Here is a 26967-nt window from a genome sequence, read left to right as displayed (position 1 = left end):
GCTCGTCTTTGTGTGTCGCGCCCGCGGTATTCCTGGCGGGGCGAATGGTTTTCCGGTCATTTTGTTTCATTGTGCGGCCGCAGTCCGAAGACCAGCCGGTGGCGGCCGCTGCCGATCGTGGTCTTCTGCTGCTTCGGCGCGGTTTTTCGTCCGTCCAGCCGTCCTGAGCAGGCATTGGCGGGTGTGATCGCCGTGGCGGTGACGCCAGGGGGCAGGACGACGTCGATCAGGAGTTCGTCCCCGGCCAGTTCCCACCCGAGGTCTATCCGGCCGTAGGGGGTTTCCTTGGCGATCCTGCACCATTCGACCCCTTCGGGGATCTGGGGGTCGATGAATACATGCCGGTAGCCCGGGTGACGGTCATCCGGGCGCAGGCCGCCGAGTGCCTGGTAGAACCAGGTGCCGATGCCGTTGTAGCAGTTGTGTACGCGGCTGCGTTCCCCGCTCCAATATTCCCAGGTGGCGGTCGCACCCCGGTCGAGCATGTAGAGGTAGCCCGGATAACCGCGCTGTTTGAGCATGCGATAGATAAAATCGGGGGCATGCGCTTCGACAGCCCAGCGGGTGATGACAGGCACGCCGACCAGTCCGCCGCCGATATGGTCGTTCATCACCTCGTGCGTCAGCCGGAAGAGCTGCTGCCGTACGTCGTCGCGGAGCGAATCGGGCGTAGCGCCTACCAGCATCGGGTAGACCATGTCGAGTTGCGATCCGGTGGCATAGGTCTGTGTCGCCGGGTCGTAGAAGCGGGCGTGGATCGTGCGGTTGAGCGTGTCGCGCCGTGCTTCAAACGCGGCCGCCTCGTCGTCACGGCCCGTGAGGCGGGCCATCCGCGCCATCCTGGCGTAACAGTCGCTGACGAAACAGTTGTTGACCAGAGACACCGAAGCCCCGTTGCCCGCGTCGACCCCGTGCGGGGCGAGCCAGTCGCCGAGGAACCAGTCCCGGTAGGGCGTATCGGGCCAGCGGGTCAGCAGGCCGTCCTTCATGTACCGTTCGACATAGCCCATCCACTCCCGCATGGCGGGGTAGTGGCGGTCGATCAGCGTCCGGTCGCCGTAGTTGAGCCATGTCTGCCACGGGGCCATGACGAGGAACCCGCACCAATAGGGGCCTCCTCCGCCGGCTCCTGCGTTGGGGGCTACATGCGGCAGGCTGCCGCCCGGGCGCATGGCATCGTCCCAGGCCTGTACCCAGTTGCGGTAGAGCGGTGCGGTGCCGTAGAGGGTTTGCAGGATTTCGGTGGACGAGTTGCCGTCGCCGCCGTATCCGGCGCGTTCGAGGTGGGGGCAGTCGACCATGTAACCGTTGTAGGCCAGGCAGCGCAGCGTACGGGCGATCATGTCGTGGATGGCGTTCAGGTCGGCGTCCGACGAGGCGAACGTCGTTTCCGTCCGGTAGTCGGTGTGGATGGCGAGCGCCCGGAAATCTTCCCGGCGGGGCGTTTGCACCAACCCGCGCACCTCGGCGTAGCGGAAGGCGTGGTGGTTGAACTTGTTGGTGAACCGTTCCCGGCCGTCGCCGCGGGCGATGTAGGTGTCGTGTTGCCGCTGGTCGGCGAGGTTATCCCCGGCGTCCGTTTCGTCGCTGTACTCGATCTCGACGCGTGCCCCGGCCGGAAGGCCTGTGAAATCCGCTTCCAGCCAACCGGTGACGACCTTGCCGAAGTCGAGCCGCCAGACGCCGGGTGCCGCCTCGTGCAATCCGCAAGCCGTCAGCCGTTCCTGAATGCAATCGGGTTCGACCATTTGGGGCGTTGCCCGGTGGCCGGGCTTTTCGACCGTGACGACCGGTTGCCATTCGAGTGCGTCGAGGTCGGCCCGAGACATCGAGCGCGGGTTCCGCCGGGCGTCGATCTCCTCGCCGCCGAAGTCCAGGGCGTTCCACGATCCCGTGTCGCGGTAGCCGCTCAACGCTGCACGCCATGCGGTGTCCGTGCGGCAGACGGTCTGACGGCCGTTCGCGGAACGGATATCCAGTTGTGCCCGGACGAGCGGTTCGGAGTAGGGCTCGCCGGGCTGCCAGCGTCCGAACGTACCGCGCTTGTACCATCCCTGCCCGAGCCAGATCACCAGCTCGTTGTCGCCTTTGCACAAGTAAGGGCGGACGTCGTAGGCCACCCACAGCGAACGTTTGTCGAGTTGCGAGACGGCCGGGGCGAGGCAGGCGTCGCCGACTTTGCGGCCGTTGACCCAGACCTCGTGGTAGCCCAGCGAATTGACATGCAGCAGCGCATCTTCGGCGGGCGTTCGGATGTCGAACTCCCGGCGCAGGAGCACGGCCGTAGCGCCCGAGCCCGCCAGTCCGATGAACTCACCCGCAACGGACGCCGGGCCGGTCAGGCCGATGCCGAAGCGGGCGGCAGGGGAAACGACTTTCCGGCCGCCCTTCACGGTGCGGAGCGTGACGCGCCACCAGCACTGCATGCCGTCAGCCAGCGGAAGCCCCTCGTAGGGAATTCCTACGGAGTTGTCCGAGCGTACTTCGCCCGAGTCCCACAGGTCGGCGTTTCCCGAAAGCAGCCGCAGGCTGTCCGAGGCCACTTCGATTCGGTAGCTGCGCTGGGCGTCGCCCTGCCGTGCGGAGCGGAGCTGCCACCCGAAACGGGGCGTCGCCGTGTCGATGGCGAGCGGGGCGGTCAGCCCTTCGCAGGTCAGCCGCACGAGGCTGGGATTCCCGCTTCGGTTGCTCCGGGAATTGTCGGCCGGGTCGGCCGCCGGCATGCCGGTTCCGGAAAGGGGGCCGAGCAGCAGGAGTGCGTATAAGAAGATCCTTTTCATCGGTTCAAGGGGTTGGCTGGTCGTTTATTGGCGGTTGTAAGCTTCAGCCCGGACCGTATAGCGGTCGTCGGGGAGCAGCGAGCCGTCGAATTCGAGGTCGAGCTGCCGGCTCTCGCCCGGCATGAGGGTGAAATAGTTGTCATCGGCCACATAGGGCAGGATGCGTTCGCCGTCCGACTGGCGGTAGGGCTGTACGTGCACAGCGAAGGCGACCGAACGCCCGATGTTCCGGACGGTCGTGCGGATGACCTTGCGGCCTGCTTCGGTGAACAGCCGCGTGTGTACCTGCAACCTGGCCGGGGCGAGCGTGTTGAGCGCCGTGTAGTCGCCGCGGCGGGCGGCGCGCCAGTAAAAATTGTCCGAGAGCAGGCGTCCGTCGCGGTCGGTCAGCTCCAGCCGGATGAAATGCACGGGCGAGAGTTTCGGCGCCTTCGCATCGCGACGGTAGACCTCCAGTTCGTAGAGCGAGTAACCCCACTGCGTGGCGCGGCGGAGCCCGAGCATCCGGACGTAGCGGGCCTGCTGCAACGGCAGCCGGATCGTCTCCTCGCCGCCCGGGGCGTTCTGTGCTTCGTATACGTCGCGCCAGCTGCGGCCGTCGTCCGAGAGTTGCAGTTTATAGGCTGCGGCGTGGGCGTCTTCCCAGCGGAGCACGACCTCGGTGAAGGTGCGGCGTTCGCCCAGGTCGACCTCGATCCACTGGTCGTCGCTGTACTCGCTGGCCCAGCGGCTCGAGTCGTTGCCGTCGGTCAGTGCTGCGGCGCCGTCGCCGTCGGGCGAGGACGAGGAAGCCTTCACCGGCCGGTTGCGGGCAAGGTTGCCTTCCGAAAAGTTCAGGTCGAACAGATCGCGGGCCGCATTGGCCGCGAGCGAAACTTTGAGTCGCTGGGTGAACTGCGGCAACAGGCGCCCGTCGAGATCGTAAACCCGGGCCGTGGCCGTCGCTTCGATCGCGTCGCGCGTCGTGTTGATGGCCTTCACCGAGTTGTCGGCATGGCTCCACTGGATATGCACCGGTTCGCATGCCTTACGCACGCCCCAGTAGGCGCCCGTCGGGTCGAGGTAATAGTCGTAGGTCTGCCATACGAGCGACGGATAGGCCGGTTGGCTCATCCAGGTCATGATGCCCGTGGCGTCGTCCCACAGGTGGTGCTGCCAGCCTTCGTACATGGCTTTGTTGACTTCGAGGTTGAGCAACTGGGCCTTGCGGCAGAAATCCTCGATACCATTCGCTTCGCCGTAGTTTTCGGCCACGGTCTCGAAATATTTGTCCGGCGCGGCGTTGGCTGCCGATTTGCCGAAGAAATGCTTGTCCCACATGTCGTTGCGTGGCCACCACGACTCCTCGGGCATGAATTTGCGGAAACTCTCGAACGTCGTGAAGACGGCCGTGCCGATCTCGGTGCGGAAACCCCATGCCGGGCGTCCCTTGTAGCCGTAGGGTATTGGGTGGGCGGTGAAATACCAGCCGGGGTGGAAATTGGCCCACGGCCCGCTGCCCGAGAGCCCCTGCGCGTTGGATATGGACTGGTAGAGGCGGTCGCCGCCGTCGTAGTGGGCGACGTCGCCGCGCAGCCAGTCGTCGAGCGGGGCCTGCGGTACGCTTTCGTTGTCGCCGCACCAGACGGCGATCGAGGGGTGGTTGCGCAGCCGTTTGATCTTCTCCACGGCATTCTGCTGGAATGTCGCCAGGTCGTGCGGCAGGTTGGGGTGCGAGTTGAGCCAGAAGTCGTCCCACACCATGATGCCGTGGCGGTCGCAGGCATCGTAGAACTCCTCGTCGGTGGTCGAGCCGATCCAGTTGCGGATCATGTTGAAGTGCATGTGCCGGTGGAGTGCGACGCGGGTGTCGTACTCCTCGCCGCGGCAGCGGAGCAGCCATTCGCTCATGCCCCAGTTGCCGCCTTTGACATAGACCGGTTCGCCGTTGATCTTCAGCCGGAAGATGCCGTCCCGCCATTCGTAGCCGTATTCGCGGATTCCGAACGTCACCGTCCGGGCATCCGATTCGCGTCCGTCGGTGTCGAAACGCATGCGGCAGGCATATAACGCGGGATCGCCCAGGCCGTTGGGCCACCATAGCTGCGGATGCTCCACCGCCAGGCCGGGGACTTCGCGCTCCGTGAGCCGGATGGTCTTCCGTTCGCCCGCTTCGAGGCGGACGGGTTGCGAGAAGGCGATACCCCCGGGCTGTATTTCGCCCCGCAGCACGCCTTCGCAGGCTTTGTCCGAGCGGTTCTCCAAATCGGTGCGGATTTCGATCAGTGCGCGGTCGCGGTCGGGAACCTTGGTGCGGATCCACGGTTCGAGGATACGCACGTCGCCCGAGAATGCGAGGTAAACATCGTCCGTGATGCCGCTCAAAAGCCCGGGCGCATAGGGCATCCAGTCCCATCCGGCGCTCGAAATGTAGGTCGGGCTGCGGAAGTTCGGCACGGGGTAACCCACCCATTCGACTTCGACCTCGAGGCGGTTCTCCCCCGCGGGTTCCACGAGCCGGGTGATGTCGTAGGCACCCTGTTGCATGAAGCCGTCGAGGCGTCCCAGCAGGTGCCCGTTGAGGTAGACCGCGGCCTTGCGGTTGACCCCCTCGAAATGGAGCCACAGGGTGCGGCCTTCGCCGGCCGGGGGCGTACGGAAGAGTCCCGTGTAGCGGAAATCGCGGTCGTATAATTGTTTGTCCACACGGTAGGCGTTGTCGCCGTAATCGGGGTCTGCTTCGACGCCGGCCGCGACATACGATGCGAAGACGCAGCCCGGCACGATGGCCGGCACGGCGGGCAGTCCGCCGCCGTCGGCAGGCTGCACTTCCCAGCGGATATGTCCGCTGCGGCTGTCGAGCGGGATGCGTTCCTGTGCGCTGATGCCGGCGGCGAGCAGCGAAAGGCAGAATGCGAAAATTCGTTTCATCATGGCGTACGTTTTTTTCGGACGGAGAAGGGTACGCACTCCGCTCCGGCGGGGAGCGGAGTGCGTGCGGATAGCTATTCTTCCGTTCCCGTGCCGGAATCGTCGTCGGAGTCGTAAACGTGCTCCCAGTTATACACGCGGAAGAAGTAGGGACGGTAGAAATCGGCGCTGCCGACACGGTTGAAGTTATCCCAGAAATTGGCCGGGTCGCTGTTGGTCGAGAAGACCAGCTCGCCCTGGCGCGAGAGCGCCGGGTGGAGGTTGATCATGTACCAACGCTGGTGGTAGGGACTGCCGAGTTTGTCGAGCGTCGCGGGCAGCGTGAAGAGCAGCTTGCGCTCGGTGAAGGGGCCGTAGGGCTTTTCGCTGCGGAAAATGTGGATGTCGCGCCCGAAGGGGAAGGCTTCCATGCACATGTAATAGGTGCCGTCCTTCTCGAAGACCCACGGCATCGAACCCGATTCGGTGGTAATGTAGGAGCGTTCCATCTCGTCGTCGGTCGGTACGCCGGCCTGCCACTGGTATTCGCCGCTCAGGTCGCGGATGTAGTATGACCACGGGCTGCCCAGATCGAGCGTCTCGGTGCGGGCCACCAGCACGCGCGAAACCAGGTTCACCTGTTTGGTCGTATAGAGGTAGATGTGTCCCCCTTCCGTATCCTCGAACATGGTCGAACCGTATCCCAGGCCGTCGGATTTGAAGTTGTAGTCGGTCGAGAGCACTGACATGTAGCGTCCGTCGCCCGGTTCGCCTTCGAGGCTGTACTCCCGCAGGCATCCGTCGATGTTCTTCAGCGAACCGGGCTCCACGCCCGTCCAGAGCATCTGTAATACCTTTCCGTGTGCGGGGTCGTCGTACACGACGGCGTCGCCTGCCCAGTAGCAGTAGTCCTGGTCGATCTCCCCCTTCTGTATCTCGGCGTCGGAGAGCGAGGCCTTCGGATGGCGGATATGGGTGCGGGCCTGGTAGTAGCGGTCGCCCGAGGGGTTGTCCGTCTGTACGTAGTCGGCCAGCCATACCAGGTCGTCATCGGTTTCCCGCCCTGAGGCGATCGTCGCCCCTTTTTGGATCATCAGACTGTTGCGGGGGAAGCTGCAACCGCCCCGGGCGCGGGTTTCGCCGTCCACCACGCCGTAGAAACTGTCGTTGAAAGACCAGAAGACATTGCCGTCGGGCAGTGCCGTGGTGAGCACGCCGTCGCCGCCGTTCCAGCCCAGTGTACGGGTGAAGAGTGCGTCGTATTTCTTGTCCTTATAGACGAAGACACGGGGATCCTGACCCCCTTCGTCGGGCATCTGTACGAGGTTCCACGACGGGTCGATGGTGGGAGGGGCCGGCGCCGGGGAGACCTCGGGCGTCTCGTCGTAGGGGATCGCCGGATTGTCGAAGTCGTTGCACGCGGACAGGGAGCCCGTGCACAGGCCGATTATGCAGAGTGCTATGATATTTCTTTTCATGGTTCGTTGCGATAAAAGTTAGTATTGTGCGCGGGTCATCGTCTCGCGTACCTCGTGCCAGGTGTTCCCGCCGTTTTCGGAAGCCAGCTGGTAGCGGTAGTAGAGGTAGAAAGTTCCGGTCGTGGGGTCGTAGGAACATACGTCCCGCGGCGAGACGGAGACATGGATGGCGTCCTGGCTGTCGAGGTAGGGGGTTATGCTTACCTTCTGCATGGGGACGACCTCTTCCGTGAGTTCGCCTTCGACATAGACGGGGACGTTCACCCAGGATTCGGGGTCGACCGTCACGCGAAGGCTGTTGTTGCGGGTCGTGGTCATGTCGTTTGCGGCCGTGGCGCCCGGGAGTATCCGCACGGAGTGCGCGCCGACGGGCGTGACGAGCTTCGAGGAGTTGATCGCCTGGCGCCGCGTGTTCGAGCCGAAGATGTTGTCGACGATCCAGCCGGTCTGCGTGGTTCCGGTCATGGTATAGTAGGTGTCGCTCTTGGTCGTGGCGTAGTCGTTCTTGCGCAGGATCTCGAAGAGTACGAAGTTCTTCGTGGCCGAAGGCATGTAGGCCGATACGGATTCGATGCGCAGCGGGATGAAGTAGGTCTGGTCGGGGAGCAGCCCCTCGGTCTTCACGCTGATCGGAAGCAGCACCGAATTGCTGCCGGCTTTCATTTCGACGCTCATGGGGTCGATCGTATAGTATTCGGCGGGGAGCTCCATGGCGTAGTCCTCGAATTTCGTATCGAAATTGCGCCTGTTGTACTCGCCGATTGCCTCGTAGTCCAGCCCGAGCTTCACGGTGACGTTCTCGTCGAGGCCCGTGGTGCCGCTGGCGTAGATGGCCAGCTTCCCTTCGCAGCCTTCCGCGTCGTATTCGAACTCCTGCCCGAGGATGTTGTTTTCGCCGCTGACGATGAATATCTCCTTGCGATAAAGCTCTTCCTTGTAGTATTCCATTTCGCAGGAACACAGGAAGGCGGCCGCGGCGGCGAGGATCGTTATTTTGCTGAATGCTTTCATCTTCTGAATTTTTAGGAATTGACTATTTTTCCCAGCCGGGGTTCTGGTCCAGGCTCGGCACCTTGCGCAGTTCGTCGCGGTGCAGCGGCATGAACATGTATTTGGATTTGAACGTCCGCTCGCGGATCGTGCGGTACGAGATGATGGTCGGGGCGTAGAACCCTTCCCATTTCCCGGCTTCGACGTTCAGTCCCGTCAGCGGTTCGCGCTCCAGCTCCTCGAAAATGCCCCACCGGCAGATGTCGTAATAGCGGCGGTTCTCGTGAAGGAATTCGACCATGCGTTCGCGCTGGATCAGCTTGTTGAACGTCGTGGCGTCGACGAGCTCGTTTGCTTCGGCGCCCGGCAGGCCGGCGCGGTAACGCACCTGGTTGAAAGCCTCGGCCATGGCATTCTGGTCGCGCGAATAGCTCTCGCCGTTGACTTCGTGGGTCTTCGTGAGGTTGTTCAGCGCCTCGGCATAGGAGAGCAGGATCTCGGCATAGCGGATCAGCGGGAAGGTCTTCTGTACCGTGCGGGCGTTGCTGCCCGTGCGGGCGTCGCGCGGGTGGACGTACTTATAACAGGTGTATCCCGTCAGGTTGTAGATGTTGCTTACACCCGCCTGGTTCTTGCCGGCGTTGGCTCCGTTGTAGTATTCGACGATCTGGTTCTTCATCTCTTCCGAGGTGGTCGATTCCATTTTCCACAGCGTGCCCGAAAAGCCGATGCTCGCATAGAAGCGCGGTTCGCGGTTTTCATAGGCCTTGTACGTACCGCCGGGCAGGGTGTAGTTTTTCGAGAGCCTCTTGTCTGCCGTGGTTACGCAGCTCTGGTCGTAGGGACGGTCTTCGTAGGGGTATTCCGCGCTCGCGTTGCCGATGTCGCGGCCGTCGGCCATGCGGTAGGCGTCGACGATGCGTTGCGGAATGCTTACCGAGCTGTTGCCGCCCAGCTTGAGCGGGAAGATGACGTCCTGCTGGTCGGTGATGTTCTGCGTCGTACCCCAGATCAGTTCGGGGTTGGTCACGTTCGTCGTTTCACCGGTGAACATTTCCGAATAGGAGCGGTAGGGGTCGATGCCGCCCGCACCTGCCGGGAAGGGGGCAGACGGAACGTTCGAGGGCAGTGCCAGCGTGTATTCGTCGGCCGCTACCGTGTGCAGGCGATAAATGCCGAGGTCTATGACGCGTTTGGCGGCAGCGGCAGCCACGGCCCACTTGCGTTCGTCATAAGTCTGGGAGACATAGTGTACACCGTCGGATTTGCGCTTGAAATCCCCGAAGTAGCGGCGTGCGGCATTCCCGCCGTTGAAAAGCGGGCTTGCGGCCTGCAGGCGAAGACGGGCGGCCAGTGCCAGTGCGGCGCCTTTGGTCGGGCTTCCGAAGAGATCCAGCGGCTGCTCGGTCGCGAGGTTCTCCGCTGCGGCTTCCAGCTCCGAGCAGATGTAATCCACGCATTCGTCGTAGGTGCTCCGCTCCTGCTGGTAGTAGTCGGGCGTTTCGTTGGTGTTGAGAATCTGGTCGCCGACCAGGATCATGGGGCCCTGGTTCTGGAGTATCCAGTAGTAGGCGTAGGCGCGCAGGAAGCGTGCGCGGGCACGGAACTCCATCTTGTCGAAGGCGTTCATGTCGGGCACCTCGTCGATGTGGGGCAGGATGGTGTTCACCTTGCGGATGACCTTGTAGCAGTTTGGCCAGACGTTGAAGTTCCAGTCCCAGCCGCCCGTCGCCGTGTAGGTGATCTTGTCGGTGGTCAGTTCGGTCCCGGGGAAGGAGACGTCCAGGATGCCGTTGTAGAATGTCCCGCAGCTGACCGCCTCGTCCGAGCCGGTGGCGCCGGGAACGCTGCACCAGTAGTAGATGCGCCCCTCTTTCGGCAGTTGGTTCACCGCTCCGTTGAAATAGCGTTCGATGTTGTATTGGCTCTCGAAGATACGTTCTTCGGAAAAGGTGTCCTCGAAGTAGTCGTCCACGTTCAGGAAGTCGCACGAAGTGGCGAGGCCGGCGACGAGGGCGAGCAGTATGATGAATGATTTTTTCATGGTCGTTTGTGTTCTTTGGAGGGACTCGGGTTAGAAGTTCAGGTAAATCTGCAGCGAGAAGCGGCGCGGGATCGGGTAGGCATGTCCGGTCTTCATGGCCTGCTCCGGGTCGAAGATATCCACACTGTCCCATACCGCGAGGTTCTCGCACATGATCTGGAAGTCGATGGATTGCAGGCCGAGCGCCTTACGCAGCCCCGGGGTGTGCAGGTTGTAGTTCAGGCTCAACTCCTGAAGCCGCAGGTAGCGGGCGTTGCCTTTCCAGAAGGTCGAAGGCTTGGTGTTGTTGGTGTTTTTGCCGTAGGAGAGTCGCGGGAAGCGTGCGTCGGGGTTTTCGGTGGCCAGGTTGCCCGAATAGTCGGCCGCCGTCCAGCGGTTGGCGGGATCGTAGGCCAGGGCCATGACGTTGCCTTTGTATCCGCCGTTGAACGGAATGTATCCGTCGAATTTCGAGCCGTCCTTGTCTCCGTAGAGGAAGTAGTTGTTGCCCGTACCCTTGAACAGGACGTTGAGCGTCCAGTTCTTGTAACGGACTTCGGCGCCGAACCCGTACATGAACTGCGGGATTCCGGAGTAGGCGAACAGGGGTACCTGGTCGTCGTCGGTGATCACGCCGTCGCCGTTCACGTCCTTGTATTTGATGTCGCCCGGGCGCACCGTGCCGAACTGCTCGGGGCTCATGTCCACATCCTGCTGGTCTTTGAAAAGCCCCAGCGAGATGAATCCCCGCTGTACGTCGTTCGAGAAACCGGTCTTACTCAGGTAGGGATAGGGCTGCATGGCCTCTTCCCAGTTGTTGATCTTGTTTTTCGACAGGGTGAAATTGCCGCGCAGGGTGAAGTGGAAATTTTTACCGATGGGCTGGAAATATTCGAAGTTACCGTCTCCGCCCCAGCTGGTCATGCTGCCGACGTTCCCGTAGGGCATGGTGATGACACCTACGTAGTCGGGAATCTGGGCCCGCTGCTGGAAAATGCCCTCGCGGCGGTCGTGGAAGTAGTCCACCGACATCGTGAAACGGTTGTCGAAGAGGTGGAGGTCCATGCCGATGTCGAATTTCTTGGCTTTCTCCCACGCCAGGTTGTCGGCGCCCACGCGGTTCTCGGTCAGTACGCCCGAACCGCCCCACGGCGTGGTGTCACTCTTCTCCTCGATGATCGTCAGGTAGGGGAAACGCATGTTGGAGATGCGGTCGTTGCCCACCAAACCGTACGAGGCGCGTATTTTCATGAAGTTGAGCCATTTGAGCTGTTTCATGAATTCGTACTGCGTGGGAACCCAGCCCACGGCCACGGCCGGGAAGAACCCGTATTGTTTGCCGCTCTGGAAGTTCTCGGAGCCGTTCAGACCGAAATTCACGTCGAGGAAATAGGTGTCCTTGAAGCCGTAGGTGAAACGTCCCGACAGGCTCTGGTAGCGTTTGGCGATGGCATTCATCGAACTGTCGGCACCCGATTCGGTGGTGCTTTCCAGATAGTATAACAGCAGGCCGCCCACGCGGTGGTGTCCGAAGGCGCGGTCGTAGTTGGCCTTGGTTTCAAAGTAGAGTTTACGCCAGTTCCAGGCTTCGGAATTGTACTGTACCGAGGCCTCGGTGACCTGTTCCGAAAGGATCAGTTCGCCCCGCTGGTTGCGCTCGCGTGCCAGGTAGAGCGCCGGCATGGAGTAGCGGCTTTCGCCGAAGAGCGACTGGGAATCCCACGAACCGGTGGCCTCGACGCTCAGCCCCTCGGTGACCATGGACAGGTCTTGCTTGATGCCGATGTTGAAGAGCGTGCGGCTTTTGTTCTCGACGGTATTGCCCGTGTAGTTGAGCAGTACGTGGGGCGGGATGTCGCTGTCGGTGCCCGAGGCGGGCAGTTCGCCGCTCGAATAGCGCAGCGGGTACATCAGCGGCGTGGTCTTGGACTGCGAATCCCAGATCCAGTCGGTGAGCGACTGGTCGGCGCGGCTGTACTTCTTGCCCATGCTCGGACGTTTGTTCACCGACATGAAACCCATGGCACCCAGATAAATCTGCGTGGTCTTCGTGAGGTTGATGTCGATATTTGTACGGAAGTTATAGGTATCGTACCCGACGCCCTTGTTGTATTTGCTGTCGTTCATGCTCTTGTATGCCGAACTCTCCTGGGACATGCCCAGGCTGGCGAAATAGCGGGCGATACTGCCGCCGCCTTGTGCGCTGATGTATTGCGTATGCTGGAACGACGTGGGATTGAGGATTACGTCCTGCCAGTCGATATCGGGGTAGAGGTCGGGATCGAGGCCGTAGCGGATGATGTCCATTTGCGTATTGTCGTAGACAGGGCTCATGCCCGATGCCACGGCCGCCTCGTTGGCCATTTCGGCATATTGCGTGGCTCCCACGTATTTGGGCAGGCGGCGCAGTTCGGAAATGGTGTAGTTCGAGCGGAAGGTGATCTTGAGCTGCTCTTTCTTACCGCGTTTGGTCGTGACGAGCACCACGCCGTTCGCACCGCGGCTGCCGTAGACGGCTGTTGCGGCGGCATCCTTGAGTACCGAGAAGCTCTCGACGTCGGCCGGGTCGATCTGGCTCAGGTTTCCTTCCAGGCCGTCGATCAGTACGAGCGCACCGCTGTTGGCGCCGAACGTACCGATACCGCGCACCCAGAATTCGGAGATGTTCCGGCCCGGTTCGCCGCTCGACTGGATCGAGATCACGCCCGGGACGCGACCGCCGAGCGTGTTGACGATGTTCGTCGCCGGCAGTTCGAGGTCTTTGGTGTCGACCACGGCTATGGCACCCGTCACGCTGACCTTGCGCTGCGTACCCATGCCGACGACGACGACCTCTTCCATTTCGTTTCCTTCCTTGAGGGTGATCTTGACGTCGGCCGCCGAGGTGATGATCTGTTCGGCTGTTTCATAGCCCACGAACGATACGACCAGCGTATTGTAGAGTTTGGCGGTGAGTTTGAACCGTCCTTCCGAATTGGAGATGGATCCGATGCCGGGTTCGTCCTTGACATAGACCGTGGCACCGACGACGGGGATGTTGTTGGAATCGACGATCAGGCCGTTCACCTCGACCGTCGGCTGTTGCTTGTTCTGGGCGCCGGCCTGCACCGCGAAGGCGGACAGAAAGGCGCATATCAATAGAAATCGCTTCATGTCTTTTGGGGTTGTGTGGGTGGATGGACCTGCTTATTCGATGGCTACGCGGCGAATGGCATAGTTCTCGCTGTCGCCGATGTAGAGGTCGCCTTCGGAAGTGATGGCCAGCCCGATGGGTTTGTTGAATTTGGCCGAGGAGGCGGGGCCGTTCACGTAGCCGGAAGATTTCGGCGTCCCTGCGAAGGTGGAGACGTAGCCGTTCGAGAGCGCGATCTTGCGTATGCAATGGTTTTCGCTGTCGGCTACATAAATGACCTCCTCTTCCGGGTCGACGCACATCTGGCGGGGATTGTTGAACTGTGCCTCGGTCAGTGGGCCGTCCAGGTGTCCCGCCGTGTTTTTACGGCCGGCCCAGACCTCGATGGTGCCTGCCGCGAGGTCGTGCTTGTAGATACAATGGTGCCCCTGGTTGGCGAAATAGACGATGTTGGGGTCGCGCGGGTCGAAAACCAACCCCATGATGTCGCCCTGGGAGTCTATGAACCGGTTCGGGGGCGTGAGGTTTTCACCTTTGCCCGTGGCGGGATCCCAGCGGGCTACTACGCCCTCGTTGGTATAGAAATAGAATTTGTTGTCGGCGGGACACATCGTGAATGTCTGGATGGCGTTCCACACGGGGGCGAAATCACCGTTGGTGTAGAACAGGTCGCGATCCCACTTGATGTCCCCCGCGTTGGTGTTGGCATAGTCGGCGACGGGGTCGAAATAGCCGTAACCCTTGTTGCCGATGTTGGCGTGGTACCAGTAGATGTTGCCGGTGACCAGGTCGGGGCTCAGGAGAATGCCGGTGACCAGGATGCCGAAATCGTTGAGTACTTTGATATTCCCGGCCTCCTCGCTCATCATGTAGACGCGGTGCTTGCCGCCGTCGTCTATGCTGAAGCGCACGAAGAGGTTGTCGTTTTTGTCGACGGCGATCCCCGATTCGGGTTTCGATGAGAAGTACGCCCCGATCAGCGAAGTGGTGCCTTCGGGCATGGTAGTACCTTTCGTACCGCCGGCAATCGTGGAAACATTCGTTTGGATGATGTAGTCGAACAGTTCGTCGAACCGGACTTTGTTCTCTTCGTTCTCGCCGACGGAGACGGAGATGACACACTCTTCGCCCGGGAGTTTGGGCGCGAGGACGAGCATACGGTCGCCTGTGGATGAGATGACGGCTGCGCGTTTTTCGTTGAAATAGACGTTGAGGGCTTTGGCGTCGGTGCCGAAATTCTTGCCCGTGATGATGACCTGGGTCGCTATCGGCCCGGTTTTAGGATAGAACGATTCGAGTTCGATAGGGCGGTCGGGCCGATAGCCAGAATTCCCCCCCCCTCGCTTTCGCCGTCTGAACACGATAACAGCCCGATGCCTGCTGTCAGGCAGGCGAGCCACATGTGCAACCGGCATGTTCGGTAGAAGTTTTTCATAAATGTTGGTTTTATTAGGTTATATAGTTATATATAAATAAGGTTAGTGCAGGGTTTGTTTATGATGGCTCCTCCAGTCGGGATATGTCAGCGGGAATACGGCGTGTAGGCCGTCCCTGTCCGGTATGGCCGGGCAGGGGACAGAACGTATGACAGCGGCGTGGACAAACCTCACGCCGCCCCGGAAAGGGCGTATGATCTCCGTCAGGGGTTCCTCTGAAAAGTGACAGGTCGGGTTCATTCGTTTCGCAAGTTTCGTCCGGGTTTTCGGCCCGTCCGGAATTTTTAGGGAGTGCTATACAAAGCTATCTATATTGCACGAGGAATTCAAGGCCACGGAGGTGAAATGAGATGTATGTTAGTTTGATTATAAATACAACGTATTGATTATAAGTGTATTTGCTGGTGGCCTGTCTGCCGTTTTGGTAAATGGGAATTAGAGCTGCCGGTGGGCGGATACCTGCTTAATGTCCCCAGTAGCGTGTGCTCTGTGGTGGTATGTCCGAAGAAATAATTCCGGAATATCTCGGCTGTCACATACGACTCGCGTTTCTGGAGTTACCGGTTATCTCCCGGAGCCGGGAGGTGAAGTGCAGTGCAGTGGCTGGTCGTCGATTTGCTCGGCTTCTGCGGAATGCCCTTTACTGACGATAACGCGTTGCCTGTTCCGGTACCGGAGTTCGGGTACGACTTCGGGTTTTGTCGAGCAGCGAACGAACTTCCCGTCGGCAGTAGATTTTTAACTACCTGTTCTTATGCCGATCCTTGGCTGTTTTTGGCTGCATCCACGAAAAAAATCCTGCAAGTACTTGAACTTGCAGGATTCGGCGTTTTGTTGTCGCCTTGCGGCGCTTCCCTGGCGGAGAGAGAGGGATTCGAACCCCCGGTACAGTTGCCCGTACACCGCATTTCGAGTGCGGCCCGATCGACCACTCCGGCATCTCTCCAATGGCCCGCGCGAAAAACCTTTCGTTTGGGACTGCAAATATAGACATATTTTTTATTTCCCGGCATTTTCGTGTGAAAAATTTTTCTGCACGTAGGAAAAAAAGTGCTATAACCGGTCTTTTTCGTGCGTTTGACAAATAATTCCTATCTTTGTAACAAGCGGGGGAATGCAGTATCGGTGCCGCCCGCCCGTTTATATAAAAGGAAACGATACTAAAATCGGTATGGTTTTCGTTTATGAAAAAAGAACTAACGCAAACAACATGTGCGCTATGAAAAAGTTGAAAATTTTAATCGCAACCCTTATCCTGTCCGCGGGGCTGGCCGGCTGTTCGTCGGCTTACTACGCGTCGTCGGGATATTCCAACGACGATTTGTACGCCCTGCACGATAAAACAGCCATCGCCCGCAAGCAGCAGGCCAAGGCCGAAGCCGAAAAAGCCGCTGCCGAAGCCCGCAGGGCCCAGTGGGAGGCTCGCCTCGCGGAGGCGGAGGCCGCAGCAGCCGAGAACGGCTATTACACCTACAATTCGAATCCCTACGAGGATATCCTGGCCGACGACTACGAAAGTGCTTACGCCCGTCGTTTGAGGGGCTTCGAGTCGCCGACCTACAGGATGCCGTCGAGTTACTACAACTTCCGCTACGGCAGTGCGTTCACGTATGCCACGGCCTACGATCCGGCATTCTACAATATCATTATTTCCGGCGACCAGGTCTGGGTGGAGCCCAAATACATCACCTCGATGTTCGGGACGTGGGGCGGTTCGCCCTATTACGGCGGCTGGTATTTCGGCTGGAACTACTCTCCCTCGTGGTGGGGCTATCCCAGCTATGCGTGGAGTGGCTGGAACTGGGGCTTCGGTATCTCGTGGTACGACCCGTGGTGGGGCTGGGGACATCCCCACTGGGGGCCCGGATGGCGTCCGGGCTGGGGCCCGGGGTGGGGACCCGGTTGGCATGACCACCATTATACGGGATACAGGCCGCGCAGTTATTATGGATACAGCGGTCGGGGCAACAGTTACAGCGGACGTGGCAACAGTTACAACAGCGGACGCGGAACCAGCTATAACAGCGGCCGGGGCAACAGTTACAACAGCGGCCGGGGCAGCAGTTATAACAGCGGACGCGGTAACAGTTACAACAGCGGCCGGGGCAGCAGCTACAACAGCAATCGCGGCAGCAGCTATAACAGCGGCCGGGGCAGCAGTTACAACAGCGACCGGGGCAGTAGCTATAATAACAATCGCGGCAGCAGTTATAATACGGATCGCGGCAGCAGCTATAACAACAATCGCGGCAGTAGCAGCAGCTACAACAGCGGGTCGTCGTCACGCGGCAGCAGCGGATCGTCGGGACGCTCTTCGGGCGGCGGCGGACGCAGTTACGGAGGTCGTTAATTAACGAAAGATACGAATTATGAAACGGATTATAAATATTGCCGCACTCGTTGCGGCGTGTGCGGCGGTTGTGCCGCTGCAGGCCCAGATTCCGAATTATGAATTCGGCGGCGCGGTGTTCAACCACGATATCATGACGACCGGGGAATTTGCAGCATTGTCCCGTCCGCAAAATTTCGGCACTGCGCGGTCGATGGCCATGGGTGGCGCCTTCACTTCGTTGGGAGCCGATATGGTATCGATGTCCCTCAATCCGGCGGGCCTTGGTATGTACCGACATAGTGAATTCTCGTTCACGCCGATTGTTTCCATCGCTAAAGCCACGACTCCGGGAACGATGCCCGGGCAGCTTTCCGGTTCGGGGAATTCGAAATCGCGGTTTGCGTTGGCTAATATCGGTGCCGCTTTAAATGTGTTTGAAAATGCGCACGGGGCGTTGACGAGTGTGACGATTGGCTTCGGAATGAACCGCATCGCCGATTTCAATTCGCACTACTCCTATTCGTCGGATGTGCGTTACAGTCCGGGCAATGGATTGGTATACAGCATTGCGGATGCCTTTTCAGACCAGTTGCAGAAGGGCGTGAATGCTCCCGGAGGCTGGCAGCCCGTCATGCCCCAACCGGGTAAGGACGGCCCGAACGGCCCGTTGAATATCGACAATTACGGCCCTTATTTCTGGCCTGCCATCCTGGGCTACAAGGGGGCGATGATCGAGGTCGGGAACGACGGCCGGTGGGGACGTGGCTTTATCGGGGACAATGCGTCGATACAGCGTTCCATGAATGTGCTTAACACCGGGTCGATCAATGAATTCGACCTCTCCTTCGGGGCGAATTTCAACAACATCGTTTATTTGGGTGCGACATTGGGTATACAGAGCGTTTATAAACGTACGGAAATCACGTATGCCGAAGATTACGGCTATTTTAACGGTACGGACGGGTTTGCAACGGATGCCGCCGGCAATGTGCTGGGACATCAGTTGAGCTACGCCGATTTGTGGCAGCGTGTCAAGCTCGACGGCAGTGGCGTGAATTTCAAACTGGGCGTAATCGTGCGGCCTACGCCGGCCCTGCGCCTGGGAGTGGCATTCCATACACCGACTTTCTATTCGCTTGAACGCACGTACGATGCGGAGGTGGAGACGGAGGTGCTCGACAACAATGACCTCAACGCTCCGGGTGAGGTCGTGCATCCGATTGCTCCCGGTGTCCGGGACGGGGGCAGCGACAGCTGGGATTTCGTATCTCCCTCGCGCCTGATGTTCGGCGCTTCGTATACGTTCGGCAGCTTCGCCATCGTGTCGGTGGATTACGAGCGCGACTGGTACAATGGCATTCGTGTGAAGAATGTGCCGGATATGGCCGATTTCGGGCCGGGCTATTATAAGACGGAGTTTAAGAATAATTTCTGTGGTACCAATACGGTGCGCGCGGGCGTTGAAGTGAAGCCGTTGCCGATACTCGCACTGCGCTTGGGCGGGGGGTACACCTCGTCGATGCTCAAGGATGAATCTTTGGCCTATGAGATGCCGCTCAATACGGAAAGTTATTATCTTTCGGCCGGTGTGGGCGTTACGCTTTCCCGTACGGTATCGCTTGACGTGGTTTATCAGAACCAGACCGACAAGCAGAGCCGGTATTACTTGTTCTACACCCGGAGCAACGACACGGGGGATTTTGTCAGCACGACGGATCTCTATAACACGAAGTTCAAGCGCCACTACATCTCCATGACGCTCGGCTTCCGCTTCTGACGGGTTTCCTGCACAATATAAAGGTTCGTTCGTAGGGACGAACCTTTATTTTTTTATTATATTTGCAGGCTGAAACAAAAATAAAAATCAGGATATATATGGCAAAGGAACTCAAAGACCTCACGAAGTCGGACGAGAACTACTCGCAGTGGTACAACGATCTGGTCGTGAAAGCGGGACTGGCCGAAAATTCGGCCGTACGCGGATGTATGGTCATCAAACCCTACGGCTACGCCATCTGGGAGAAGATGCACGACGCTCTGGACAAGATGTTCAAGGAGACGGGACACCAGAACGCCTATTTCCCGTTGTTTATTCCCAAGTCGTTCTTCTCGAAAGAGGCGCACCATGTCGAGGGCTTTGCCAAGGAGTGCGCCGTGGTGACGCACTACCGCCTGAAAAACGACCCCGAGGGCAAGGGCGTCGTGGTCGACCCCGATGCCAAACTCGAAGAGGAGCTGATCGTGCGCCCCACCTCTGAAACCATTATCTGGAATACCTATAAGAACTGGATTCAGTCGTATCGCGATTTGCCGATTCTCTGCAACCAGTGGGCGAACGTCGTGCGCTGGGAGATGCGTACGCGCCTGTTCCTGCGTACCGCCGAGTTCCTCTGGCAGGAGGGGCATACGGCGCACGCCACGCGCGAGGAGGCCGTCGAGGAGGCTACGAAGATGATTCACGTATACCAGAAATTCGCCGAAGAGTGGATGTCGGTGCCGGTCATCGTGGGACATAAATCGCCCAACGAGCGGTTCGCCGGCGCCGAGGATACGCTGACCATCGAGGCGCTGATGCAGGACGGCAAGGCGCTGCAGAGCGGTACGTCGCACTTCCTGGGGCAGAATTTCGCCAAGGCGTTCGATGTGCAGTACGTCAACAAGGAGGGCAAACTCGAATATGTCTGGGCTACTTCGTGGGGCGTTTCGACCCGCCTGATGGGGGCGCTCATCATGGCCCATTCGGACAACAACGGCCTCGTGCTGCCTCCGAAACTCGCGCCGATTCAGGTGGTGATGATTCCGATTTACAAGGGCGACGACCAGCTGGCCGAAATTCGCGCCCGCTTCGAGTCGATTGCCGGACAGCTCAAGGAGAAGGGCATCAGCGTGAAAATCGACGATCGCGACAACGTCCGCTCGGGCTTCAAGTTCGCCGAGTACGAACTCAAGGGTGTGCCCGTGCGTCTGGCGATGGGCCCGCGCGACATGGAGAACGGCACGATTGAGCTGGTGCGCCGCGATACGCTCGAAAAGCAGACCGTTTCGCAGGAGGGGCTCGTCGGGCGTATCGAGGGCCTGATGACCGAAATCCAGGAGAATATCTTTAAGAAGGCGCTGGCTTACCGCGAGTCGATGATTACGCGGGTCGACACGTGGGAGGAGTTCAAGGAAGTGCTCGACACGAAGGGCGGCTTCATCCTCGCGCACTGGGACGGGACAGTGGAAACCGAGGTGGCGATCAAGGAGGCCACGAAGGCTACGATTCGCTGTATTCCGATTGACGCGCCCGCCGAAGAGGGCACGTGCGTCTTCTCGGGCAAGCCCTCGCACCGCCGCGTGCTCTTCGCCCGCAGCTATTGAGTTATCCGGGCGGGTGTTCCCGCCGGCAACGGGCGAATGGATGTCGGTATTCTGTTCGCCCGTTTTTTTTGCAGGCCCGGGATGCAATGCGGGCCGTGGTTTTTCGGATGTTGAATTGTAAATTACAGGAAGTATGCGATATTCGGTATTGTTGTTTGCGGTGTGGATAACCGTCGTCTGCGCACCGTGCCCGGTTTGTGCCGGGGACGGGGTTCCCGTGCAGGCGGTTGCGGAAAACCAGTGGGCCGGCAGGAAGGTTGCCTTTCTGGGCGATTCGATTACCGACGAGGCGCACGTCGGCACGACTAAAAATTATTGGCAGTACCTGCAGGAGATGCTCGGCCTGGTGCCGTTCGTGTATGGAGTCAACGGCCATCAGTGGAGCGACCTGCCGGGGCAGTGCGCCAGGCTCAAGGCCGGGTGCGGCGACGATATCGACGCCATCCTGATTTTTGCAGGTACGAACGACTATAACTCCGGGACGCCCCTGGGCGAATGGTATACGACCGAAAGCGTGCCCGTCAGGGTGTCCGGCCTCCGTACGGAAACCCGGGAGAGGCGAAGCCCGTCAATGGACGGCGGGACATTCCGCGGCCGCATCAATGCGGTGATGTCCTATCTGAAGGAGAACTTCCCGGCCGCGCAGGTGATTCTGCTGACGCCTGTGCACCGGGGATATGCCTGTTTCGGGGACAACAATATCCAGCCCGACGAGTCCTTTCCCAACCGGCTCGGGCTTTATGTGGATGCATATGTGGATGTTATCAAAGAGGCTGCGAACGTCTGGGCCGTCCCTGTCATCGACCTGAACAGCATCTGCGGACTTTATCCGAATGCCGGGGCGCATACCCGTTATTTCCATGACGGGGACACGGACCGCCTGCACCCCAATGCCGAAGGGCATTACCGAATGGCGAAGGCGTTGGCATACCGGTTGTTGTCGTATCCTGCAAATTTCAAATAGCCCATGTCTGCCGAAGCTGAAATCCGCAAACGCAAAATATACCGCGTGACCTTTATCGGGTTCGTCGTCAACCTCCTGCTTACCGGGCTGAAGTTCGTCGCGGGCATCGTGGGCCGCAGCGGGGCCATGGTGGCCGATGCGGTGCACTCCTGCTCCGACATGGCGACCGATGTGGTGGTGATTGCCTTTGCGAAGATTTCGGCCAAACCCCGGGACGACGGGCACGACTACGGCCACGGGAAATACGAGACGCTCGCCACGATTATCATCAGCCTGGCGCTGGCCGCCGTCGGCGCGGGCATCCTCCTGAACAGCGTCCGTGCCATCCGCATCGTCGTCGAGGGCGGGCTGCTGCCCCGGCCGGGCGCCGTGGCGCTGGTTGCGGCTGTCGTGTCGATTGCCGTCAAGGAGATTCTCTACCGCTATACGATTCGCGAGGGGCGCCTTGTGGATAGCCCGAGCGTGGTGGCCAATGCCTGGCACCACCGCAGCGACGCCCTTTCGTCGCTCGGCACGCTGGCCGGGATCGGTTGCGCCTATTTCCTGGGCGATAAATGGCGCATCGCCGACCCGATTGCGGCGCTGGTGGTGGCGGTCTTTATCTTCAAAATCGCATTCGACCTGATTCGCACGGGGCTCGGCGAGTTGCTCGAGCGTTCGCTGCCCGACGACGTCGAACGGGAGATCCTGCAAATCGTCACGGCGAGTTCCGAGGTGCAGGAGCCGCACAACCTGCGCACACGACGTATCGGCGCTTCGATTGCCGTCGAGGTGCACGTGCGCGTCGACGGGGGGATGAGCGTCAGCCGCTCGCACGAGCTGACCGTCGACATCGAGCGCCGCCTGCGCGCCCGTTTCGGTGCCGGTACGATGATTTCCATCCATGTGGAACCCGTCAAACCGGCCGCTGCCGGAAAAACCGTCGAAGGTGCCTGACGGCCCTATTTAATCTCCGGGAAAGCATGTCCGTTCGACCTGCCAGATCAGTCGTTTCGCCTTAACGGGGGATAACGGGTGAAATACGTTTCAGCCTGATTGTGGCACGGATTTTGTATTCATGCAAGCCGGAAAATAAATCCGGAATAATCCGGCAGAGTAGAAAGAAATTTGGTTTTTCGGAAAAAAGTATTTATCTTGCCACCGTTAAGGCTCCGGAAAAACCGGTTTTAAAAGGCCCGAACGAATAAGATCAACGACACACAATTTAAAAAAGGATTGCCTATCGGGAAAAATTCTACTCTTTAACTGTAATTAGGAGAAAAGAGTATGAACGCACAAGTATTAAGTGACCAGGTATTGCTTAATCACTACCTCTCGGGTGACCAGAGTGCCATATCCAAGCTCATAGAACGTCATAGTCGCCGCGTACGCGACTACATCAACATGATGGTAAAAGACCGTGACGTCGCCGAGGACATTTTTCAGGAAACATTCATAAAAGCCGTTCGCGTTATCGACGACGGCCGCTATACGGACAACGGGAAGTTCCTCTCGTGGGTGCTGCGCATTGCGCACAACCAGGTGATTGACTATTTCCGCGCCCAGCGGCAGAACAAGGCCGTCACCGAGGCCGAAGCGGGCTATGACGTACTCGGGTCGCTGCGTTTCGCGGAGCGGAACGTGGAGGATGCGATGGTCAGCGAGCAAATCGAGCGCGACGTGCGCGCCCTGGTCGAGTTGCTGCCGGCCGAGCAGCGCGAGGTGGTGATGATGCGCTATTTCGCCGGGTTGAGTTTCAAGGACATTGCCGAGCAGACCGACGTGAGTATCAATACCGCGCTGGGGCGCATGCGCTATGCGCTTATCAACCTGCGGCGGATGATTAAAGAAAAAAATATGGTTTTGTGCTGATCTTCGCACAATATTTCCACAGGAGCGGCGTTTTATTATCAGCAAAGCAAATAAATAAATGCCTATGGAGGATATTGACAAAAACGAAGTTTCGGACGACGGCATCTCCGATGAAGAAGATCTTCTGATGCGGGAGGTAATTCAGGGTGACGCAGAACTTTACTATCTTCACCACTACCTCTCGGAAGTTTTTCAGAATGGGGATAATTTTTAAGGGTTAATTTTTGATGGGGAAGGGCGCCGGGAGGCGCCCTTCATTTTGAAAACGCATTCGGAGGACCCTGTCGGGCCTGCTTTTTGCGGCGTTCCGGGGAAAACAGACAGCGATGACGCGAATAAGAATCAAGCGGGTTTACGAACCCGCTGCCCCCGGGGACGGATACCGGGTGCTGGTCGATAAACTGTGGCCGCGGGGCATCCGCAAGGAGGCACTCCATTACGATTTGTGGGCCAAAGAGATAACGCCTGCACCGGAGTTGCGCGCATGGTTCCATGCCGACCCCGTCGGGCGATGGAAGGAGTTTCGCCGCAAATACACCGAGGAGCTGCGCGGCTCGCAGGCCGTGCGGGAATTTGTCCGCAATATCGCCGACAAAGATACCGTCACGTTGCTGTATGCTTCGAAAAATGCCTCCGAGAACCATGCGCTGATATTGCAGGAGTACCTCGAACGCGCGACGGCGCATGCCGCGGCGGAGGTTACAAACGCCTGATTTCCGTGATGCGGGCTTCGCCCTGTCCGGGCAGCGGCTGGAATACGGTGATCTCCGCCCGGAATGTTTCGGGCTCGGGGGCGATTGTTTCGGCCATGCAGACGAAACGGTAGTTGGTGCCGGCGACGACTTGGGTGGCCACGCTTTCGGGCGTGTACCGCACGCCGACGAGCTTATCCGTTACACGGCGGAAGAGTTGCTTCTCCTGCTCCTGGAGCGGGCGCTGGCCGGTATATCCCCCGCACATCGTTGTATTCTCCGCTTTTCCCGTTTCCGCCGGCCGGGCCGTTGCGTTTGCGGCGGCGGTTTTGCCGCCCTGTGCCGCGCAGGCGGTGAGTGCCGCGGCGGCAAAGGCTGAAATCACGATGCTTTTCATGTGGACATTGTTTTGTGCGATAAAGGTAGGATAAAATCATGCCAATCGCCAATGGGTGCCGCGGGTGCAGGGTACAAAAAAAGCACCCCGCAGGGTGCTTTGGGCAAAGATGCCGTGCTTTTTTCGGTGTTGTCCGTCGCGGGCCGGAGAGTTATTTGCGGCTTATCTCCATCCTGAATTTCGGGTTTGCGGGTTCGGTATGCGAGGCCGAAACGAAATTCCACATCCGGTCGATGATTTCGGGATGCTGCGCGGCCAGATCGTGCTCTTCGCGGGGATCGTTCTTCAGGTCGTAGAGTTCGAAGCGGTCGTTGCCCTCCTTTACGCGGCGCAGCAATCCTTTCCAGTCGCCCCACCGGACGGCTACCCAGCCCTTGCTGCCGGGGAATTCCCAATAGAGGTACTCGTGCTGCGGCTGCTCGCGCCCTTCGAGCACCGGGAGAAACGAAATGCCGTCGGTAGCAGGGGCCTCGACCCCGGCCAGCTCGCAGAGCGTGGGCATGACGTCGGGGAAATACCCGACATGGTCGCTCACCCGGGGGCGCAGCCTGTCGCCCCACGCCACGATGAAAGGCATGCGGATGCCGCCTTCGCGCAGCGACGATTTGCCCCAGCCCTTGCCGCTGCGGAAAGGATGCGCGCTGTCGAACCACTCGCTCGAGGAGCAGGAGTTGGACGCCGGGCCGTTGTCGCTCGTGACGACGATGAGCGTGTTTTCCCAGATGCCGAGCCGTTTGAGTTCCGCGACCAGTCCGCCGATCTGGCGGTCGAAATGGGTAATCATCGCGGCATAGGTGGCATGGGGCCAGCGCGACGGGAAGTAACCCTTGCCTTCGATGGGTTCTTCGTCGCCGAATTTACGGACGTAATACTGCACCTCTTCGTCCGGGGCCTGCATCGGACTGTGGGGAATCGGCGTAGTCCACATCAGGAAGAAGGGACGCTCCCGGTTGGTGTTCACGAACTCCAGCACCTGGTCGTACATCACGTCGGGGCTGTAGGTGTTCTGGGTGTATTTGTCGTAACTGCGCGGATCGTAGGGATCGGCCCCTTCGTCGAGCGGCGTGCCCGGGGCGAGCAGTTCGTTGTCGAGGTAGACGCGGCGGTCGTTCTGCCACAGGAACGGCGGATAGTAGGTGTGCGCCTGCCGCTGGCAGATGCAGCCGTAGTAGGTGTCGAAACCCATCTTGTTGGGCGTGCTTTCGGTCGCGGGGCCTCCCACGCCCCATTTGCCGATCATCGCCGTGGCGTAGCCGGCCTCGCGCATCACCGAGCCCAGCGTCGGGGTGCCTGCTTCGAGCGGCGCCTGCCCTTCGAGCGTCGAGTCGCGGAGCATCGCTTCGTGGTTCCAGACGTCGCCCCGCCACTCCATTTCGTCGTTGGCGCGTATCTGGGCGTGCCCGGCATGGCGTCCCGTGAGCAGCCCGCAGCGCGCCGGCGAAGAGAGCGGGGCCGCGGAGTACATGTCCGTAAAGCGGACGCCGCATTCGCTCAAGGCGTCGATGTTCGGGGTTTCGATTTTCTGTTGTCCGTAACAGCCGAAGTCGCCGTAGCCCGCATCGTCCATCAGGATGAAAATCACATTGGGCCGTGGTGCCGGGGCTTCGCTGCATCCGGCAGCGGCCAGCGCCGGGACGGCCGCCAGCAGTGTTCGGGGAAGTGTTTTGTTCATACGGGTTGTTTTTAGTTGGGTTATTGTTTTCTTTGTGGCAAAAATAATAAAAAATAAGAAACAAAAGTATGCTGAATGGAAAATTTTCGGGCTTTGCAAGGGATTGACGACGAATTTTTCCGGGACGTTTTTCCCCGGGACAGGCGGATGCCGCCGGAACCCTCGCTGGTGCCGGGGCATGAAAAAAGCCCCCTTTTTATCAAGGAGGCTTTCCGTTGCCGGGTATTGGCCCTTACCGGTTGCCGAGGCAGCGGTGCGCCTGCCGCAGTTGGAACGAGAGCGAGCAGGCGGCGACTCCCGCGAAGAGAAGCGAAATGCCGACCCAGACGATAACGGCCGTCGTGCCGAACACGAGCGGCTGGAAGAGTATCCACAGCGAGCAGAGCAGCAGCAGGATGCCGCTGAAAACCGTCCAGCCCGAGCCGGCGATTTGCATGGCGCTCATGTCGCCGCCGAGGCCGATGGCGCTGAATCCGCGCAGCATCAGCCAGAATCCGAGAAATATCGGCAGTGTGGCGGCCGAAAGCGCGACGTTGAAGATCAGGATGACGCCCAGCACGATTTCGATGATACCTCCGGCCATCATCCAGCCGCGGCCCGTGATAAAATGTTTGTTGGCCGACGAGAGCACCACTTCGAGGATACCCGAAACCAGCATCAGCCATCCGAAAAGGAGCGACATGCCCAGATAACTCTGGGTGGGGTAGACGAATACGAGGATGCCGACGACGAACAGGGCGATGCCGATGATGAGCAGCAGCCACCAGTAACGCACGGCCTGCTTCGAGTTTTCGATCAGAGAAGAGAAATTTTCCATAGCATACGGATTTTCCCTCTTCGAGAGCAATTTGCATACCAGAATGGTGCCGCCGCCCGGCTGCGCCAATGTCCGGAGTGACAGCGGGCGGGGTGCTGTATCCTGTCGTTGCGCCGGGCGGGTTTGCCGCTGCCGGCGCGGTCGTGCTCGGCA

The 26967-nt window shown here is 59.7% G+C and carries 18 protein-coding genes and 1 tRNA gene; 8 read left to right on the top strand and 11 right to left on the bottom strand.

Annotated elements, in window-relative coordinates; translation table 11 throughout:
• Positions 1-56 precede the first annotated feature (56 nt).
• The 8 genes from QZT71_RS06625 to QZT71_RS06590 form a co-directional block, all read right to left on the bottom strand.
• On the bottom strand, positions 57-2780 hold the full coding sequence (locus QZT71_RS06625) for a family 78 glycoside hydrolase catalytic domain (RefSeq protein WP_295914134.1): 2724 nt from the start codon (positions 2778-2780) through the stop codon (positions 57-59).
• A 24-nt stretch (positions 2781-2804) separates the two neighbouring features.
• The gene (locus QZT71_RS06620) at positions 2805-5693 is read right to left on the bottom strand and encodes a discoidin domain-containing protein (RefSeq protein WP_295914132.1); all 2889 of its coding nucleotides are present in this window, start codon (positions 5691-5693) and stop codon (positions 2805-2807) included.
• A gap of 71 nt (positions 5694-5764) precedes the next feature.
• Positions 5765-7147 (bottom strand): DUF5005 domain-containing protein, encoded by a 1383-nt coding sequence (locus QZT71_RS06615; protein ID WP_295914129.1) that lies wholly within the window; start codon positions 7145-7147, stop codon positions 5765-5767.
• 18 nt (positions 7148-7165) lie between these two features.
• Positions 7166-8158, bottom strand: coding sequence for a DUF1735 domain-containing protein (locus QZT71_RS06610; RefSeq protein ID WP_295914128.1), 993 nt, complete (start codon positions 8156-8158; stop codon positions 7166-7168).
• 22 nt (positions 8159-8180) lie between these two features.
• The gene (locus QZT71_RS06605; protein ID WP_295914125.1) at positions 8181-10181 is read right to left on the bottom strand and encodes a RagB/SusD family nutrient uptake outer membrane protein; all 2001 of its coding nucleotides are present in this window, start codon (positions 10179-10181) and stop codon (positions 8181-8183) included.
• A gap of 30 nt (positions 10182-10211) precedes the next feature.
• Entirely contained in the window at positions 10212-13313 is a 3102-nt protein-coding gene (locus QZT71_RS06600) for a TonB-dependent receptor (RefSeq protein ID WP_295914123.1), read from the bottom strand.
• A gap of 33 nt (positions 13314-13346) precedes the next feature.
• Positions 13347-14654, bottom strand: coding sequence for an IPT/TIG domain-containing protein (locus QZT71_RS06595; protein ID WP_295914121.1), 1308 nt, complete (start codon positions 14652-14654; stop codon positions 13347-13349).
• Positions 14655-15585: 931 nt separating this feature from the next.
• Positions 15586-15675 (bottom strand) — tRNA-Ser (locus QZT71_RS06590).
• A gap of 273 nt (positions 15676-15948) precedes the next feature.
• On the opposite strand from QZT71_RS06590, the gene QZT71_RS06585 reads away from it, so the two are divergent.
• The 8 genes from QZT71_RS06585 to QZT71_RS06550 all read left to right on the top strand — a co-directional run bounded on the left by QZT71_RS06585 (position 15949) and on the right by QZT71_RS06550 (position 23949).
• A complete protein-coding gene (locus tag QZT71_RS06585) occupies positions 15949-17079 on the top strand; it encodes a hypothetical protein (RefSeq protein WP_295914120.1) in 1131 nt (376 codons plus the stop codon).
• A gap of 19 nt (positions 17080-17098) precedes the next feature.
• Complete coding sequence (locus QZT71_RS06580) at positions 17099-18838, top strand: transporter (RefSeq protein ID WP_295914116.1); 1740 nt, start codon at positions 17099-17101, stop codon at positions 18836-18838.
• Positions 18839-18936: 98 nt separating this feature from the next.
• Complete coding sequence (gene proS, locus QZT71_RS06575; protein ID WP_295914114.1) at positions 18937-20421, top strand: proline--tRNA ligase; 1485 nt, start codon at positions 18937-18939, stop codon at positions 20419-20421.
• A gap of 133 nt (positions 20422-20554) precedes the next feature.
• On the top strand, positions 20555-21385 hold the full coding sequence (locus QZT71_RS06570; RefSeq protein ID WP_295914112.1) for an SGNH/GDSL hydrolase family protein: 831 nt from the start codon (positions 20555-20557) through the stop codon (positions 21383-21385).
• A gap of 3 nt (positions 21386-21388) precedes the next feature.
• A complete protein-coding gene (locus tag QZT71_RS06565; protein WP_295914110.1) occupies positions 21389-22321 on the top strand; it encodes a cation diffusion facilitator family transporter in 933 nt (310 codons plus the stop codon).
• A gap of 330 nt (positions 22322-22651) precedes the next feature.
• Positions 22652-23236, top strand: a complete 585-nt coding sequence (locus QZT71_RS06560) for a sigma-70 family RNA polymerase sigma factor (protein ID WP_295914107.1) — start codon at positions 22652-22654, stop codon at positions 23234-23236.
• Positions 23237-23300: 64 nt separating this feature from the next.
• Positions 23301-23450 carry a hypothetical protein gene (locus QZT71_RS06555; RefSeq protein ID WP_295914105.1) on the top strand — a complete coding sequence of 50 codons (150 nt, stop codon included), beginning with the start codon at positions 23301-23303 and terminating at the stop codon, positions 23448-23450.
• Between the two features lie 112 nt (positions 23451-23562).
• Positions 23563-23949 carry a DUF488 domain-containing protein gene (locus tag QZT71_RS06550; protein ID WP_295914102.1) on the top strand — a complete coding sequence of 129 codons (387 nt, stop codon included), beginning with the start codon at positions 23563-23565 and terminating at the stop codon, positions 23947-23949.
• Here QZT71_RS06550 and QZT71_RS06545 read toward each other — a convergent pair.
• From QZT71_RS06545 to QZT71_RS06535, 3 genes are all read right to left on the bottom strand, one after another.
• Entirely contained in the window at positions 23936-24325 is a 390-nt protein-coding gene (locus tag QZT71_RS06545) for a hypothetical protein (RefSeq protein WP_295914100.1), read from the bottom strand. The two genes, QZT71_RS06550 and QZT71_RS06545, sit on opposite strands and share 14 nt — an antisense overlap.
• A gap of 151 nt (positions 24326-24476) precedes the next feature.
• Positions 24477-25997 carry an arylsulfatase gene (locus tag QZT71_RS06540; protein WP_295914097.1) on the bottom strand — a complete coding sequence of 507 codons (1521 nt, stop codon included), beginning with the start codon at positions 25995-25997 and terminating at the stop codon, positions 24477-24479.
• 232 nt (positions 25998-26229) lie between these two features.
• Complete coding sequence (locus QZT71_RS06535) at positions 26230-26814, bottom strand: HdeD family acid-resistance protein (RefSeq protein WP_295914096.1); 585 nt, start codon at positions 26812-26814, stop codon at positions 26230-26232.
• Between the last annotated feature and the right edge of the window lie 153 nt (positions 26815-26967).

It is taken from the genome of uncultured Alistipes sp. (assembly GCF_902388705.1).
In the GTDB taxonomy this organism is placed as follows: Bacteria; Bacteroidota; Bacteroidia; order Bacteroidales; family Rikenellaceae; genus Alistipes.
This window is presented reverse-complemented; position numbering and strand designations above follow the sequence as displayed.